The sequence below is a fragment of the Rhodopseudomonas palustris genome, assembly GCF_003031265.1.
Classification (GTDB): Bacteria; Pseudomonadota; Alphaproteobacteria; order Rhizobiales; family Xanthobacteraceae; genus Rhodopseudomonas; species Rhodopseudomonas palustris_H.
On sequence record NZ_CP019966.1, the window covers coordinates 2674114 to 2690045 of the forward strand.

16 protein-coding genes are annotated in these 15932 nt (G+C 66.7%); 3 read left to right on the forward strand and 13 right to left on the reverse strand.

Features of this window, described 5'->3' with window-relative positions:
- Positions 1 to 28 precede the first annotated feature (28 nt).
- A complete protein-coding gene (locus tag RPPS3_RS12325) occupies positions 29 to 718 on the reverse strand; it encodes a DJ-1/PfpI family protein (RefSeq protein ID WP_107344362.1) in 690 nt (229 codons plus the stop codon).
- A gap of 123 nt (positions 719 to 841) precedes the next feature.
- Between RPPS3_RS12325 and RPPS3_RS12330 the strand changes: the two genes are divergently transcribed.
- Positions 842 to 1780, forward strand: coding sequence for a GlxA family transcriptional regulator (locus RPPS3_RS12330; protein ID WP_107344363.1), 939 nt, complete (start codon positions 842 to 844; stop codon positions 1778 to 1780).
- A gap of 21 nt (positions 1781 to 1801) precedes the next feature.
- On the opposite strand, the gene RPPS3_RS12335 is transcribed toward RPPS3_RS12330, so the two are convergent.
- Entirely contained in the window at positions 1802 to 3136 is a 1335-nt protein-coding gene (locus RPPS3_RS12335; protein ID WP_107344364.1) for an agarase, read from the reverse strand.
- A gap of 107 nt (positions 3137 to 3243) precedes the next feature.
- The gene (locus tag RPPS3_RS12340) at positions 3244 to 4188 is read right to left on the reverse strand and encodes an alpha/beta hydrolase (protein ID WP_107344365.1); all 945 of its coding nucleotides are present in this window, start codon (positions 4186 to 4188) and stop codon (positions 3244 to 3246) included.
- Between the two features lie 232 nt (positions 4189 to 4420).
- Here RPPS3_RS12340 and RPPS3_RS12345 point away from each other — a divergent pair, with 232 nt between their 5' ends.
- Positions 4421 to 5410 carry a DUF2155 domain-containing protein gene (locus RPPS3_RS12345; RefSeq protein ID WP_107344366.1) on the forward strand — a complete coding sequence of 330 codons (990 nt, stop codon included), beginning with the start codon at positions 4421 to 4423 and terminating at the stop codon, positions 5408 to 5410.
- Positions 5411 to 5416: 6 nt separating this feature from the next.
- Here RPPS3_RS12345 and aat read toward each other — a convergent pair whose 3' ends face one another.
- From aat to RPPS3_RS12395, 10 genes are all read right to left on the reverse strand, one after another.
- Positions 5417 to 6097: a leucyl/phenylalanyl-tRNA--protein transferase gene (gene aat, locus RPPS3_RS12350; protein ID WP_107344367.1), complete on the reverse strand. Its 681-nt coding sequence runs from the start codon at positions 6095 to 6097 to the stop codon at positions 5417 to 5419.
- A 62-nt stretch (positions 6098 to 6159) separates the two neighbouring features.
- On the reverse strand, positions 6160 to 7377 hold the full coding sequence (locus RPPS3_RS12355; RefSeq protein ID WP_107344368.1) for a citrate transporter: 1218 nt from the start codon (positions 7375 to 7377) through the stop codon (positions 6160 to 6162).
- A gap of 243 nt (positions 7378 to 7620) precedes the next feature.
- Positions 7621 to 8292 (reverse strand): spermidine synthase, encoded by a 672-nt coding sequence (locus RPPS3_RS12360; RefSeq protein WP_107344369.1) that lies wholly within the window; start codon positions 8290 to 8292, stop codon positions 7621 to 7623.
- 127 nt (positions 8293 to 8419) lie between these two features.
- On the reverse strand, positions 8420 to 9511 hold the full coding sequence (locus tag RPPS3_RS12365; RefSeq protein ID WP_107344370.1) for a sensor histidine kinase: 1092 nt from the start codon (positions 9509 to 9511) through the stop codon (positions 8420 to 8422).
- Positions 9508 to 9951: a response regulator gene (locus RPPS3_RS12370; protein WP_013502774.1), complete on the reverse strand. Its 444-nt coding sequence runs from the start codon at positions 9949 to 9951 to the stop codon at positions 9508 to 9510. The genes RPPS3_RS12365 and RPPS3_RS12370 overlap by 4 nt, the downstream gene beginning before the upstream one ends.
- Positions 9948 to 11480: a sensor histidine kinase gene (locus RPPS3_RS12375; RefSeq protein ID WP_107344371.1), complete on the reverse strand. Its 1533-nt coding sequence runs from the start codon at positions 11478 to 11480 to the stop codon at positions 9948 to 9950. Before RPPS3_RS12375 ends, RPPS3_RS12370 begins: the two co-directional genes overlap by 4 nt.
- 190 nt (positions 11481 to 11670) lie before the next feature.
- Positions 11671 to 13023 carry an acetyl-CoA carboxylase biotin carboxylase subunit gene (gene accC, locus RPPS3_RS12380; protein WP_107344372.1) on the reverse strand — a complete coding sequence of 451 codons (1353 nt, stop codon included), beginning with the start codon at positions 13021 to 13023 and terminating at the stop codon, positions 11671 to 11673.
- Between the two features lie 109 nt (positions 13024 to 13132).
- Positions 13133 to 13630: an acetyl-CoA carboxylase biotin carboxyl carrier protein gene (gene accB / locus RPPS3_RS12385; RefSeq protein WP_107344373.1), complete on the reverse strand. Its 498-nt coding sequence runs from the start codon at positions 13628 to 13630 to the stop codon at positions 13133 to 13135.
- 38 nt (positions 13631 to 13668) lie between these two features.
- On the reverse strand, positions 13669 to 14124 hold the full coding sequence (gene aroQ, locus RPPS3_RS12390; protein WP_107344374.1) for a type II 3-dehydroquinate dehydratase: 456 nt from the start codon (positions 14122 to 14124) through the stop codon (positions 13669 to 13671).
- A 291-nt stretch (positions 14125 to 14415) separates the two neighbouring features.
- A complete protein-coding gene (locus RPPS3_RS12395) occupies positions 14416 to 15135 on the reverse strand; it encodes a DUF1236 domain-containing protein (RefSeq protein WP_107344375.1) in 720 nt (239 codons plus the stop codon).
- Positions 15136 to 15402: 267 nt separating this feature from the next.
- Here RPPS3_RS12395 and RPPS3_RS12400 point away from each other — a divergent pair, with 267 nt between their 5' ends.
- Positions 15403 to 15615 (forward strand): hypothetical protein, encoded by a 213-nt coding sequence (locus RPPS3_RS12400; RefSeq protein WP_107344376.1) that lies wholly within the window; start codon positions 15403 to 15405, stop codon positions 15613 to 15615.
- Positions 15616 to 15932 lie beyond the last annotated feature (317 nt).

Genomic DNA, 15932 nt, shown 5'->3' on the forward strand with positions numbered 1-15932 from the left:
TCCGCGGCGGCCTGACAGGTCGCCGCCTTTAATCGCGTGACAGCCGATCGGCCGCACGCTTGACGGCGTCGATGCGGCGCTGACGCGCCCCCAGCATCCGCTGTTTCAGCATTGCGACCACCTCCTGCGGCGCGGTGTCTGGCGAGCCGGCGTTGAACGGCGGCGCCGGATTGTACTCCAGCATCAACTGGATCGCCTGCGCGGTCGGGCGGTCAGCCAGCAGCTCCGCGAGCGTCAGCGCAAAATCGATCCCGGCGGTCACTCCGCCACCGCTGACACGATTGCGGTCGATGCAGACCCGCGACCGCTCCGGAACTGCCCCGAACGCCGCCAGATCCTCCAGCGCAGACCAATGCGTCGTCGCGCGATAGCCGCGCAGCAGGCCCGCGGCGCCGAGCACCAGCGCGCCGGTGCAGACGGAGGTGAGATAGCGCGCCTGCTCCGCCTGCTGCCGCAGGAAGGCGAGGGTGTCCTCGTCATTGACCAGGTCGTCGGTCCCGGCGCCGCCGGGCACGCAGATCACATCGAGCTGCGGGCAGCGGCCGAAGTCGATGGTCGGCGGCAGCATCAGCGCGGTGTCGCTGGTGACCGGGGCCATCGTCTTGGCCACCAGATACACTTTCGCGTTCGGCAACCTCGAGAACACCTGCAGCGGCCCGGTGAGGTCGAGCTGCGTCAGGTTCGGAAATAGCAGCAGTCCGATGGTCGTGGCGGTCATGATGGTCTCCGTGAAACGGCCTGGCGCGCGTCAGCGCTTGACGGAGCCAATCTGGCATGCTCGGCTGTTGGCCGAAATGGCGTATTTCCCTCGTTTTCAGACAAACCCTCAGCGAGGCGCTTCATGATCGGCGTGCTGATCTATCCGGATTTCCAACTGCTCGATGCCGCAGGGCCGATCGCGGCGTTCGAGATCGCCGCACGCTACGCGAAGCTGGCGCCTGCCATCAGAGTGATGGCGGCAGAGGCCGGAGCGGTGCGTAGTTCGTCGGGCGCCGAGCTGCTGGCGCGCGGCCTGCGCCATGATCGGGCGATACGGACGCTGATCGTTGCGGGTGGTGAAGGGGTTCGCGCGGCGGCGCAGTGTCCGCGGCTGCAAGCGTTTCTGAAGGCCGCGGCAAAACGCGGCTGCCGCATCGCGAGTGTCTGCTCGGGCGCCTATGTGCTGGCCGAAGCCGGACTGCTCGATGGCCGGCGCGCCACCACGCATTGGGGGCGCAGTCGTGACTTCCGCACGCGCTATCCGCAGGTTCGGCTGGAGCCGGATCGGATCTTCGTGCGCGACGGCGAGGTGTGGACCTCGGCCGGCATCAGCGCCGGCATCGATCTGGCGCTGGCGATCATCGCCGAGGATTACTCCGATACGATCGCCCGCGACGTCGCGCGGCAGTTGGTGGTGGCGCAGCGACGCGCCGGCGGTCAGTCGCAGTTCTCGTCGCTGATCGAGCTGCAGGCGCCGTCCGGGCGGTTCGCCGGGCTGCTGTCGTGGATGCGCGAACATCTGGACACGCCGCTCACCGTCGAGCAATTGGCCGAGCAGGCGGGGATGAGCACGCGGCATTTCGCCCGGGCGTTCCGGGATGAAACCGGCACCACGCCGTCGAAGGCGGTGGAACGGCTGCGGCTCGAAGTGGCGCGCAGCCGGGTGCAGGCTTCAGGTGAGGCGATCGAGTTGGTCGCACAGGCCACCGGCTTCGGCGATCCGGAGCGGATGCGCCGCGCCTTCATCCGCGCCTTCGGTCACCCGCCGCAGGCGCTGCGCCGCGCTGCGAGGGCGGCGTGACGATCGCTGTGGCTCTGGTAGTCAGGCCAACACCGGCGCGGTCTCCGCGTGAATCCGTTCGGCTGCGGCGTTGAGAGTCGTCATCGCCTGGGTCAGCTCGGGATAGACCTCGTCTTCGATCGTCACGACGCCGTAGTTGGAGTCCTCGCCATCCCAGCGGCCTTGCGCCGGCTGGTCGGCGTGGACGAACCAGTGGTAGCCGATCAGTGCCGGATGGCGCAGTGCCGCGGTGGTGTAGCGCGTGAAGCCTTCCGCGCGCTCCCGCTGAGTCGGCGTTCGCGGGCCGGCGCCGTGCGTATTGGGGAGTCCTGCATCGTCACCACGGAATGAGTATTCGCCGATCAGGCACGGCCGCCCGGTTTCGGCGTAGCCGTCGATTACTGCGTCCGGCAGCGGATCGTAGCAATTGACGCTGATCACGTCGCAATATCTGCCGGCCGCATCGACGACGTCCTGCGGCGGCACGTAAGCGAACCTGGCGCCGAGCACGAGGTGATTGGGATCGGCCGCACGGATCGCAGCGGCGCTGACCGACAGATAGCGCTCGGCCAGCAGCCCGGCGAAGGCATCGCAATCTGCGAAGTAAGCGCGCGCGATCGGATCGTGCTCTTGCGCCCGATCGTTGGTGAAGAAGTTGCGGCGGAACGGCGGCGCCTGCAGCGGCGCGGTGGCGAGATCGTCCCACGATGAGAGAGCGCATTGCCACGCCGCATTGAACTGATCGATGCCGTCGTAGCGGTTTTTCAGCAGCGCCAACGCGGCGCGGCGCGAGAATGGTGCCCCCATCGCGCGAAGGATGGTTGGCAGCAGTTCGTTTTCGCCGCGCCAATCCGGTCCCCACGGCAACTCGTTATCGGTGAACCAGCCGAGCACGTGCGGATCGTCGCTCTGCGGCGTGCAGACCTTGCGTGCGTGCGCGCGTGCGAACTGCTCGAATTCCGGATCGAAGATGTCGCACACCGGCCAGCCGCCGCGCTGTTCGCCGAAGGCGGTCGCGACATAGACGACGCCGGCGGCGGAGGCGAGGTGCACCGCGCCGGCGCCTGCGATCTCCGGCTCCGACCAGGCGCCGAGCGTGTTGAAGCCCCAGGAGGCGAGGCGGTCGGCCGCGACGCGGCGCCACGCTTCGCGGCTGCCGTATTTGCGCGTGCAGGCTTCGCGATACGGCCGTCGATCGGTGCCCTGAACGTTGTCATGGTCGAACTGCACGGAGACCACGCCCTTGGACAAAAACCGTCCGCCGTCCGGATCGATGAACCACCACACGCCGTCGATCTGTTCGGTTCGGAAGAAACCACTGGCCTCGACCTTGCGATCGGCAAGGCCGCCCCAGCGCGTGCGTGCAAGTTCAGTCATTCCGTCCTGACGACCGGCGCCCGCGCGCCGCTGCTCCCCGTTGACCGCGCAAATCCTCGGACGGCTGGAGCGCGGTCACGTTGACGCCGGTCAATGCCGGCCTGCGGCTAAAGCGCCTTCAGCCAGTCGCCGATCTCGCGCACCGCGACGTTGGCCTGCGGCAGCAGCTTGCCCATGGTGAAGAAGCCGTGGAATTGGCCCGGATAGGTCCGATGCACCACCGGGACGCCGGCGTCGAGGAGGCGGCGGGCGTATTCGTCGCCTTCGTCGCGCAGCGGATCGGCGCCGGCGGTGATGACGAAGGCCGGCGGCAGGCCCGCAAGGGTCTCGGCGCGCGCCGGCGAGGCGCGCCAGTCCTCGGCATCCTGCGCGCCGCCGAGATAGTGATCGCGAAACCAGCGGATCACCGAATGCGTCAACAGCACGCTGGTCTCCGGCTCGCTGTGCGACGGATGCCGCATCGAGAAATCGGTGGCGGGATAGATCAGCACCTGACCGGCGAGCAAGGGGCCGCCGTGATCGCGGGCATGCAGCGCGACCACCGCGGAGAGGTTGCCGCCGGCGCTGTCGCCACCGACGCTGAGCTGTTCGGGATCGATGCCGAGCTTTTTGGCGTTGTCAGCGATCCAGCGCGTCGCAGCGATCGCGTCGTCGACGGCCGCGGGGAATTTGTGCTCGGGCGCGAGCCGGTAGTCGACCGAGATCACCAGCAGTTCGCCATCCTGGGCGATGCCGCGGCAGACAACGTCGTGGGTCTCGAGATCGCCGATCACCCAGCCGCCGCCATGAAAGAACACCAGCGCCGGCGCCAGACCCTCGTCCTGGCGGAGTTTGTTTGGGGTGTAGAGCCGGGCCGGGATATCGCCGGCCGGGCCGGGGATCGCGATCGAACGGACCGACGCCATTTCGGCCGGATCGGGATTGCTGACCAGCCGCGCGGCCGAGTAGTAGGCGCGGGCTTCGCCCGCGGTCAGTGTCTCGTAAGCCGGGCGTCCGGCGTCCTGGAAGGCCTTGTAAACGGCAGCGGCGTCGGGATCGAGCTTGGCGGGCATGGGGCTTCCTCGTGCTTCCCGGTTCGAGCCGGGGCTTGCTTATTCGCCGGCGGGTAGGCCCGCCGGGATTTGAAACCAATATCTCAGGAGTTCCTCGCAATAGCCAGCCGCGTCGACCGGAGCGGCCACGCCCTTTCCCCGCCGTATTCCCCGTGTTAACCGGGAGGCCAATGCGAGCGGCCCGAAGCTGTAGAATGTCGCAAGCCTGATTCGTCGATTGAAGCCGCGCGGAATGTCCCGAAGCCTGAGCCTAGTCGGTCTTGCGGCGTTGATCGTCGCCCCGTTGATCGCGTTTGCGCCTCCCGCGCAGGCGCAGATCGGCAACATCTTCTCGGATCCGCCGCCGCGGCCGCCGGGAACGGTGCCGCGTGGCGCGCCGCCGCCTGCCGACGACGAAGAGGAAGAGGTGCCGGATCTGCCGCCGCAGGGGCGGGTGCTGCCGGCGCCGGGTCGCGCGATGCAGGGTTCGGCGATGCCGGGACCGGTGCAGTCGCAGCCGTTGCCGCCGCCGCCGGGCTCCACCGTGATTCCGCAGAACCCGCCGCCGGCCGCTCAGCAGCCGGCGGAGCCGAACGCCGGCGTCGCCAATGCGCCGGCCACGACCAATCCGCTGCCCGGTCTGCCGCCGGGCCAGCGCCAGCCACGCGGCACGCCGCAGGCCAATCCGCCGCCGGCTCCCGCGACGCTGCAGCCGGGCGACGAGATCGTCACCGAGCCGCCGGCGCAGAAGATCGTGAACAAGAAGGCGAGCTTCGCCGGCCTCGACAAGATCACCGGCCGCACCATCAATTTCGACGCCGACATCGGCGAGACGGTGCAGTTCGGTGCGCTGCGGGTGAAGACCGACGCCTGCTACACACGGCCGTCGACTGAAGCAACCAACACCGATGCCTTCGTCGAGGTCGACGAGATCACGCTGCAGGGCGAAGTGAAGCGGATCTTCTCGGGTTGGATGTTCGCGGCCAGCCCCGGCCTGCACGCGGTCGAGCACCCGATCTACGATATCTGGCTGACCGACTGTAAGGACCCGGAGACCTCGAACGTCGCCAGCGCCCAGCCGGACGCGCCGAAGCCGGCCGCGCCGCCGCCGCAACAGCGCCGCCGCCAGCAACAGCAGTCGCAGCAGACGCTGCCGCCGCCGCCCTCGCTGCAGCAGCCAGCGCCGCAGCCCCAGCGCCCGCAACGCCCGCTGCCGCCGCCGTTCCCGGGCTTCCAGCAGTAACGACGGTCAGCTTCGCGACGCGATGATCGCCAGCGCTTTGGCGCCGCTGACCGGGCGATCGAGCGGCAACGCTGCGAACGAAGCTTCGCCTTCGAGCGCGTCGTCGAGCAGCGAGCGATAGCGCAGCCGCGGCACTTCGATGGCGCCGAAGCTTTTCAGGTGATCCGTGACGAACTGGGTGTCGAGCAGGGTGTAGCCGCCGGCGAGCAGACGCGCGACGAGGTGAACCAGCGCCACCTTCGAAGCATCGCGGGCGCGGTGAAACATGCTCTCGCCGAAGAACGCCCGGCCGAGGCTGACGCCGTAGAGGCCGCCGGCGAGATCGCCGTCCTGCCAGACCTCCACGCTGTGGCAATGGCCGATGTCGTGCAGGCCGATATACAGCTCACGAATCCTGCGGTTGATCCAGGTGTCGTCGCGCCCCGGCTGCGGCGCGGCGCAGCCGTCGATCACCGCCTTGAAGTCGCGATTGACGGTGACGGTGAACGCGTCGGACCGCACGGTGCGGGCGAGGCGCGAGGACACCCGGAAGCCGCCGAGCGGAATGATGCCGCGCATGTCGGGCTCGACCCAGAATAGCGAGGGGTCGTCGACGCTCTCGGCCATCGGGAAGATGCCGCACGCATAGGCGCGCAGCAGCACGTCGGGCGTGATCTCGGAAGCGGCGGAGGAGTCGCGTGAGGCCATGCGCAAAGCATAGCACGACGCTGCAGGCGCGCGACCCCGTGGGAACAGCGGGCGATCAGCGGCTAGTGCGGTAGGTCGGGATGCCAGCCGACCAGCAGCAGCATCGCGAAGAACGCGATGAAATACGCTACGCCGACGTGCCAGCCGTGGCGCAGCCACATCACCACCGACTTTCCTTCCGGGAACATATTGGTGATCGCGACGCCGGCCGAGGAGCCGAACCACATCATCGAGCCGCCGAAGCCGACCGCATAGGCCAGAAAGCCCCAGTCATAGCCGCCCTGTTTCAGTGCCAGTGCGGTGAGCGGGATGTTGTCGAAGCCGGCCGAGACGAAGCCGAGGCCGAGCGCGGTCTGCCAGCTCGCGGTGGGCAATTGTTCGACCGGCATCAGCGAAGCCGCGGTCACCAGCGCGAGCAGGAAGATCGTGCCCTTGAAGGTCGCGGGCATCAGCTCCCAATCCGGCCGGCGCAGCGGCGCGGTGATCAGGATCACCGCCCAGACCGTCAGGCCGAGCACCGGCGCGTGGTCGAGCAGGGCGGGGAACTTCATGTTGGCGGTGACGTTGGCCGCCAGCGCAGCGATCAGGATCGCCGCAACGATGCCGACCCGCACCCATTCGATCTGCAGGCCTTTCGGCGCGTTCTTCACGATCGGCGAGAATTTCTGCTGCTGGATTGAGGCCGGCACGGCGAACAGCGCCAGCGCGATGATTGCTGCCACATAGGCTTCCAGCACGCTGAGCGGCGAGACGCCGGCGATCCACATCATCGTCGTGGTGGTGTCGCCGACCACGCTGCCGGAGCCGCCGGCGTTCGAGGCGGCGACGATCGCAGCGAGATAGCCGATGTGGACGCGGCCGCGAAACACGTGCCGCGCCACCATGCCGCCGATCAGCGCTGCGGCGATGTTGTCGAGGAAGCTCGACAGCACGAACACCAGGCCGAGCAGCGCCACCGGGCCTTTCCAATCGTCGGGTAGCAGCGCCGGCATCTCGTCGGGAATGCCGCTCTTCTCGAAATGCGCCGACAGCAGCGCAAAGCCCATCAGCAGCAGAAACAGGTTCGCCAGCGTGACCCATTCGTGCTGCATGTGCAGCGCCAGGCCGGACAGGCCGACGCCGGTCTTGAAGCCGGCAAACGCCAGCTTGTAGCCGACCACGGTGACCAGGCCGGCCAGCGCGATTAGCAAGGTATGGCGGTGAAAGATCGCGACCCCGACAAGGGTGGCGGCGAACAGGATGAAATCGAGCGGGATGCCGAAGATCAGGATCGGTGTCACGGCTGCCTCGCGCCGGACTGGTCGGGCTGCGCCGCAGCGGCGCGCCAGCGAGATACGAACGGCAACCTATGGCCGCTGAGGGCGTGAGCGTTCAAAGGCGTATCTTCCCGAATTTGCTCGGCCGAACCGGTTGGGCCGGCGGCGCGGCGGAAGCTGCCCGAGGTGCGACAGAATGGCAAGGCGGCAATGGTCTTAGGGCACCGGCCGGGAAAGCAATTATGTTCGCCGGCAACGTTTGGCCGATCAGGTTTTGACCGCGAGCCAGATCCAATGCCGTGAGCCGGTGCGTTTGCCGACCGCCCGGACCGGGACTTCGTTGACGGCGAAATCGCTGCGCCGCAGCCGTTTGGTGAAGCTGTCGTCCGGCCCCGACGACCACACCGCCAGCACGCCGCCGCCGCGCAGCGCCGCGCGGGCATCGGACAGGCCGCGGCTGTCATAGAGCTGGTCGTTGGCGGGGCGCGACAGACCTTCGGGGCCGTTATCGACGTCGAGCAGGATGGCGTCGTAGCGCCCGGCACCGGCGCGGATCAGCTCGCCGACGTCGCGCTGCAGGATGCTGACGCGGGGATCGGTCAGGCTGTCGCCGTACAGCCCGGCCATCTCGCCGCGGGCCCAGTCGATCACTTCGGGGACCAGTTCGGCGACCTCGATGACGGCGTCGGCGCCGAACACCTTCAGCGCGGCACGCAGCGTGAAGCCCATGCCGAGTCCGCCGATCAGGACGCGCGGACGAGGCCGGCCGGCGAGCTTCTGACAGGCGAGGGTGGCGAGCGCTTCTTCGGAGCCGCCGAGCCGGCTGTTCATCAACTCGTTGGCGTCGAGCCGGATCGAGAATTCCTCGCCGCGCCGCATCAGGCGCAATTCGCCGCCGCCGGGGACTTTCGCGGTGGCCAATTGAATCCAGGGAAGCACAGTCGTCGCCTTTGGTCGCTCAGAGGTCGCCGGCAGACAGGTGAGGTCCGGCGGTTCGTCCGGCCGGAGAACCCGCGGCCTGTGTAGTGCGCAGGCGGGCCGGTGTCACCCTGGCGGGCTTAGAAGGTCAGGGAGCGGCGGGCTCGGGGGCGGGCGTGGCCGGCGCGTTGACGCGGCGGAAGCGCAGCACCATCCGGGTGCCGGCGTGCTGCGGGTCGCGCTCGACGTCCGCTTCGAGCTTGGCGGCCATCGCGCTGACGATGCGCTGGCCCATGCCGGTCGATTGCGGGTTGGCTTTGACGTTGAGCCCAACGCCGTCGTCGGAGATCACCAGTTCGAGGTCGTCGCCGCTCGCCTTCAGCTCGACATGGATCGGGCCCTTGCCTTCGGGGTAGGCGTATTTGACGGCGTTCATCACCAGCTCGTTGACGATGATGCCGATCGCGACGGCGCGGTCCGGATCGGTCTCGACCGGCTGCGCCGCCAGCGTCAGCCGCGACATCCGGTTGCCTTCGGCCGAACGCCGCAAGTCTTCGAGCAGCGCCTCGAGATACTGATTGAGCATCACGCTCTTGAGGTCGTGCGAGGTGTAGAGCCGGCGGTGCACCTGCGCGACCGCGGCGACGCGGCCCATCGCATTGGTCAGCGCCGCCTTCACCTCTTCCTCTTTGCTGGACGAGGCCTGCAGATGCAGCAGCGAGGCGATGATCTGCAGCGAATTGCCGACGCGGTGGTTGACCTCGCGCAGCAGCATTTCGCGTTCGGCAGCGAGCGCAGCGTAGCGGTCGCGGGAGGCGCGCACTTCGGCTTCGGCATCGTCTCGCGCCTTGCGCACCATCGCCTGCTTCAGCGCCTGGTCGGCGGCGACCTGGAGCAGCGGCACGAACTCGCCCTGGGCGTCCTTGACCAGATAATCGTCGGCCCCGGCCTTCAGCGCGGTGACGGCGATCTTGGAATCCTGCGAGGCGGTGACGAACACCACCGGCGGCGGATCGGGGATCGCCTGGATCTGCTCCAGCGTCTCCAGCCCGTCGAGGCCGGGCATATACTGATCGAGCGCGATCACGTCGACGCCGCCCTGGCGCAACCGCTCCAGGCCGGCTTCGCCGCTCAGCACGTGTTCGACGCTGAATCCCTGCCGCTGCAGGCCGCGCGACACGAGGCGTCCGAGCGCCTCGTCGTCGTCGATATAGAGCAGGGTCGGCTTGGCGTCTGTCATGGAGCGTCGGGCTGAGGGACCTGGATGACCGAGAAGAACAGGCCGAGTTGGCGGATCGCGTTGGCGAAGCTCTCGTAGTTCACCGGCTTGGTGATATAGACGTTGCAGCCGAGCTCGTAGCAGCGCTTGATCTCGTGTGCATCGTCGGTCGTCGTCAGCACCACCACCGGGGTGGTCTTGAGATGATCGTTCTCCTTGATCCGCCGCAGGATGTCGATGCCGCTGGCATCGGGCAGATTGAGGTCGAGCAGCACCAACAGCGCGCGGTGCTTGTGTTCGATGCCGGTGCCGTCGCTGCCGAACAGATAATTCAGCGCGGCTGTCCCGGAGGTGAACGGGATGATCTCGTTGTTGACGCCGGAACGGCGGATGTTCCGCTCGATCAGACGGGCATGACCCTCGTCGTCCTCGATCATGATGATGGTGACTGGGTTACTCATGCGCGCTGTTCCTGGTTCTTATTCGCCGCCCATTTGGCCGGCAGGGTGATGGTGAAGGTCGAGCCTTCGCCGAGCGCGGATGACACCGACATGGTGCCGCCCAGGCGTCGGACCAGCGCTCGCACATGGGCGAGGCCGATCCCTTGGCCGGGCCGGTCCTGTGTACCGGCGCGGCGGAAAAGATCAAAGATTCTCTGGTGGTCCTTGGGATCGATCCCCCGGCCATTGTCGGTGATTTCGAAGATTACGAAGCCGAGCTTCTGCCGGCCCCGGATCACGATGTCGCCCGGCACACCGTTCTTCAGATATTTCAGAGCGTTATCGATGAGATTTGAGAAGATCTGTTCGAGCGCCAGCCGATCGCTGACGATCTCCGGCAGCGGCTCGATCCGGATCTGCGCATCGGCCTCCGCAGCCTGATGCGCCACCGTCGAGGCGATGTTCTCGATCAACTCGCGGGTGTCGATCCGCACCGGCTGGAACTGGCGGCGGCCTTCGCGGGTGAGATTGAGGATGGCGCTGATCAGGCGGTCCATCTTGCCGATCGAGGATTTGATGAAACCGAGCGCTTCGGTGAAATCCTCGGAGAGCTGGCGGTCGGCGGGTTCGAGCTCCGGCTCGCCGTCGCTGTCGGCATTGGCGGCGCTCTGCTTGCCGGCGACTTCGCGGCTCAGCGTCGCGATCCGGCGGAAGATGTCGCTGCGCAGTTCCTCGAGCTCGCTGGTGAAGCCCATGATGTTGACGAGGGGCGAGCGCAGATCGTGGCTGACGATGTAGGCGAAGCGCTGGATCTCCTCGTTGGCCTCGCGCAGGTCGGTGGTGCGTTCTTGTACGGTGGATTCGAGGTTGAGGTTGTTCTCGCGCAGCTGATTTTCGGCCTCGTCGCGCGCCCGCGCCGAGCGGCGGACCAGAAAGATAGACATCCCGGCGAGCACCAGCACCAGCCCCGAGCCGGTGGTGGTGATGATGGTGGCGAGCGCCTGGCTGCGGTCGGCCTCGGTGGTGCGCTCCGAGAACAGCCGGTTTTCCTCCTGCCGCATCGCCGTCAGCGACGAGGTCAGGGTGTCCATCGCGCGGCGGCCATCGATGTCGCGCAGCAATTGGCGGGCTTCGTCGATCCGGTCCTGCTGCGCCAGCGCGATCACCTGGCGAAACCGTTCGATCCGCGCGGTCGCGGAGGCGATCGCCTGGTCGATGTAGGGGACCTGAGCGGTATTGTCGGCGACGAAATCGCGCAGCCGCTTCAGCCGCGGCACCACGTCGGATGCAGCTTCCTCGAACTGGGCGATCAGGTCGTCCTGGCGGGTCAGGACATAGCCGCGCTCGGCGCTCTCGGCGCGGCGGAGCTGCAACTGAGCCAGCGCGATCTGGTTCTGGACTTCCAGGGTGTGGGCGACCCAGGCGTTGTCCTCGCGCGCCTTCTGCAGCCAGTACACCGAGGCGAGGCTGATCGCGACCAGCACGGCGAACGACAGCGACAGCAGGGTGACCTGGGCAAACGAGCGTTTGCGCGCGGATTCAGGCGTCACCGCGCGCCTCCAGCACGAACGAAATCAGGCAAGCCATCCCCCAGGCGTCGCAAGGCAGAACTCAGAACGCTTTCTAACGCCGCTGAGGCGGAAAGGTTCCCGAGGGACGCAGGAGAATTTGGGATGTGTTCGTTTCGGCTGGAATGAGCGGGCTCGCGAGAAAGCGAACCCGCTGCAATAGCTTAGGCGGCTAGCCTGCAGGATCGCCCGAAGCGAGGTACTGCTCCAGCCAGTGGATGTGGTAGTCGCCATCGATGATCGACGGCTCACGCACCAAGGCGCGGAACAGCGGCAGGGTGGTCTCGATGCCGTCCACCACCATCTCGTCGAGCGCGCGGCGCAGCCGCATCAGGCACTCGCCCCGGGTCTTGCCGTGGACGATCAGCTTGCCGACCAGCGAGTCGTAATAGGGCGGGATGGTGTAGCCCTGATACACCGCGGAATCGATCCGGATGCCGAGGCCGCCGGGCGGATGGTAGCGCGAGATCTTGCCGGGCGACGGCCGGAAGGTCACCGGGTTTTCGGCGTTGACCCGGCACTCGATCGCATGACCGTTGAGGGTGATCTCGTCCTGGGTCACCGGCAGGTCGCCGCCGGCGGCGATCCGGATCTGCTCCAGCACCAGATCGATGCCGGTGATCATCTCGGTCACCGGATGCTCGACCTGGATGCGGGTGTTCATTTCGATGAAATAGAACTCGCCGTCCTCGTAGAGGAATTCGATGGTGCCGACGCCGAGATACTGCATCTCCTGCATCGCCTTGGCGCAGATGCCGCCGATCCGGGCGCGCGCTTCCGGGCTGATCACAGGCGAGGGGCTTTCCTCCCACACCTTCTGATGCCGGCGCTGCAGCGAGCAGTCGCGCTCACCGAGATGGATCGCGCCGCCACGGCCATCGCCGAGCACCTGGATCTCGATGTGGCGGGGCTTCTGCAGGTACTTTTCCAGATACACCGAGGCGTCGCCGAACGCGGCCTTGGCTTCGTTGCCGGCGGTGGAGATCGCCAGCGCCAGATCGTCGGCGGTGTGCGCGACCTTCATGCCGCGGCCGCCGCCGCCCGCCGCGGCCTTGACCAGCACCGGGAAGCCGATCTCCTTGGCGATCGACATCGCATCGTCGTCGGGGCCGACCGCGCCGTCGGAGCCCGGCACCACCGGGATGCCGAGCCGCTTGGCGGTCTTCTTAGCCTCGATCTTGTCGCCCATCAGGCGGATGTGCTCGGCCTTGGGGCCGATGAAGTGCAGATTATGGTCGTCGAGGATTTCGGCGAAACGGGCGTTCTCAGACAGGAAGCCGTAGCCCGGATGCACCGCATCGGCGCCGGTGATCTCGCAGGCGGCGAGCAGCGCCGGGACGTTGAGGTAGCTGTCCTTGGACTGCGGCGGGCCGATGCACACGCTCTCGTCGGCGAGGCGGACGTGCATCGCGTCGGCATCGGCGGTGGAGTGGACCGCGACCGTGGCGATGCCGAGCTCCTTGCACGCGCGCAGCACGCGCAGGGCGATCTCGCCGCGATTAGCTATCAGGATTTTATCGAACATCGGCTTAACCGCGCTGTGAGGCCAAAGAGGCGAGTGGCGAAGGGAGTATGGAAGGAGATGCAGCTAAGCGGCTTGTTTCACTCGCTAATCGCTGCGTCCGATCCGCCTCTTACTCGATCACGACCAGCGGCTCGCCGAACTCGACCGGCTGGCCGTCTTCGACCAGGATCTGGGTGACGATGCCGGCCTTCGGCGAAGGAATCTGGTTCATGGTCTTCATCGCCTCGACGATGAACAGCGTCTCGCCGACCGAGACCCGGCTGCCGACATCGATGAACGGCTTGGCGCCCGGCTCCGGTGCCCAGTACACGGTGCCGACCATCGGCGAGGTGACGACGCCCGGATGCTTGGCGAGATCGACCGACGAGGTGTCTTTCGCGGCTGCCGCGCCACCGGCGGCGGGTGCCGGCGCGTAGGCAGCCGGTACCGCTGCGGCGATGCTGACGTTGCGGGCGACGCGCACGCGCAGACCGGCCCGTTCGATCTCGATCTCGGTCAGGTTGGTCTCATCCAGCAGCACCGCGAGTTCGCGGATCAGGCTGCTGTCGTCGGTCGCCGGGGCGGTGGTCGGCTCGGCGGCGGTTTTCTCTGCAGGCTGGCGGGCCATGGTGTGTCGATCCAGATGTCTTGAGTGAATGGGCGGGCTCAGGCCGTGGTGCGGGCGCCGAGTCTGGCGGCGAGGCCGGTGATGGCCAGGCGATAGCCGTCGATGCCGAAGCCGCACAGGCTGGCGAAGGCGGCCTTCGCGATGAAGGAGTGGTGACGGAAGTCCTCACGCGCAAATACGTTGGAAACATGGACTTCCACCGTCGGGATCTGCACGCCGACCAGGGCGTCATGCAGAGCGATCGAGGTGTGGGTGTATCCACCGGCATTGATCACGATGCCAGCGACCTTTTCGCTGCGCGCCTGGTGAATCCAGTCGATCAGCTGGCCTTCGTGGTTGGACTGACGGCAGACGGCGACCAGACCGAAACCGGCGGCGGTCTCGGCGCACAGCTTCTCGACATCGGCCAAGGTGGCGCGACCGTAGATTTCCGGCTCACGGGTCCCGAGCAGATTCAAGTTCGGGCCGTTCAGCACGTAAATCGTCTGAGCCATCGAAAATTCCGGCAATTTTTGCGAATCTGATCCAGCCGAGCGGGACAACCCGCCGCACAGCCTGTCGGAATCCGGCGAAATTCACCTGATCGCGGGCGTTATAGGTAACCTCGGGGCTGAGGGGAAGCCTGAACAGGCTCGAACAGGGGATGAAATCCCTGATGCTTTGGACGAGTTCGCCTGCGCAACCGACAGGAATTGTTCGCAATCGAGGCCCCGGCGTGGTGCCGGGGCACCTAAGGTAATGCACAGGGGGCGGCCATGACCGCCCCCTGTATCGGAGTGCGTGAATCAGATGTCGAGGACAGCGACGATTTCCAGCGTGCGCGGATTCACCACCACGATCTCGTCGCGCACCATGAAGAACTCGTAGCCGCGCCAATCCGGATAGACCGTCACGATCTCGGTTGGCAGCGGATGGAAGTGGACCTCGCGGGGCACGCGCGTGCCGACCGAGATCGAGAAGTTGACGTTGGTCTGCGGCTCGATGTGCTGGTTCTTGATCACCGTGGTGATCTTGGTGCGCTGCTCGGTCGAGAGTTGCGCCCGGGCGCCGGCTTGGCCGGTGGTGGTCGACGACCGGTCGCGATCGTTATCCGCGCCGCGTTGCTTGCTGCGGTCATGGTCGCGGTCGTTGTCGGCACCTCGCTGCATTTTACTGTCGTGATCGCGGTCATTGTCGGCATTGCGGTTGCCGCTTCGCTCGTTGCGATCTTCGGCCTTCATCTTGGAGCGGTCGCGATCATGATCGCTGACACCCTTGGTGGCATCGTTGGCGCTGCGATCCATCGCTGGGGCTTCGCGCGAAGTGCCTGAGCGGTCGGAGTCGGAGCGCTGCATCTGAGAAGCGCCGGCACCGCTTGGCGCGGGCGCGGATTGTCCGACCGATGGCGCGGAGGTGGCGGCGCCGCCACTGCCGCTGGAACTACCAGAGGATGACGACTGCGCGTTGGCGGCTCCGCCAGCGATCAGTGCGGCGGCGGCGACTGACAGCAACAAGCGATGGTTCATTGGGGCTCTCCCATGTGCCTGCCCGTGCCTCAACTTCATCCCTGCAGCACCGTTCCCGCGGTGATGAGAAGTTCCGTACGCTGACGTTCCCGGAGTTTTGTTTTGTCGAACCGTCATGTTCGGACTAGTCTCACGGTCCGTGAGGCTCCGTGCGACCCAATGATCCGGTCGCGATTGCCCGACCCAAACGCTCGCGGCCAGCAGCCTGAACCAGCCGATGCGAATTCAGGCGTGCACCTTCGCCGCGAGACTCCAACCGGAGGTGTCATGGCTCGCTACATCGTGCGATTTATGAAGGGCATCCTCGGCGAGAACGGCCGGCACGAGGAAATCTGCCAGGGCCTGTTGGAGGTCGACGCTGAAACCAGCGATGGCGCGATCGAGCTCGCCAAGCAGCGGTTCTGCGAACAGGAGCGGCTGCCGGAATGGTCGCTGCACGCCGACCGCGTCGACGTCGCCGAAACCGAGTTTCCGTCCTAAACCCTTCTGCAATTCGCATCCGTACACGATGGACGCGGGCCGACTGCGGATGCCCGCCCATAAGTTTGACGCTCCATCGGGCAGGTGGCGGGTGCCGTCATTCCTGCGTCAGGATGGCGCGGCATCGTACGGTTGCCTCGCCAATCTCTACAGTGTAGAAATCGGCTACCGTCAGCGGCTGACAGCGTTGCGAGAGCTTCTCACGGTGTTGTCGCGACAGCTTTCGCGACCCTCAATCAGGCTCTTGGCCGGACCGCCGGTCTTTCACCCGTCTGCATAGGATGCGGACGCGCGTGTCCGAGGGCTAACTCGCGACG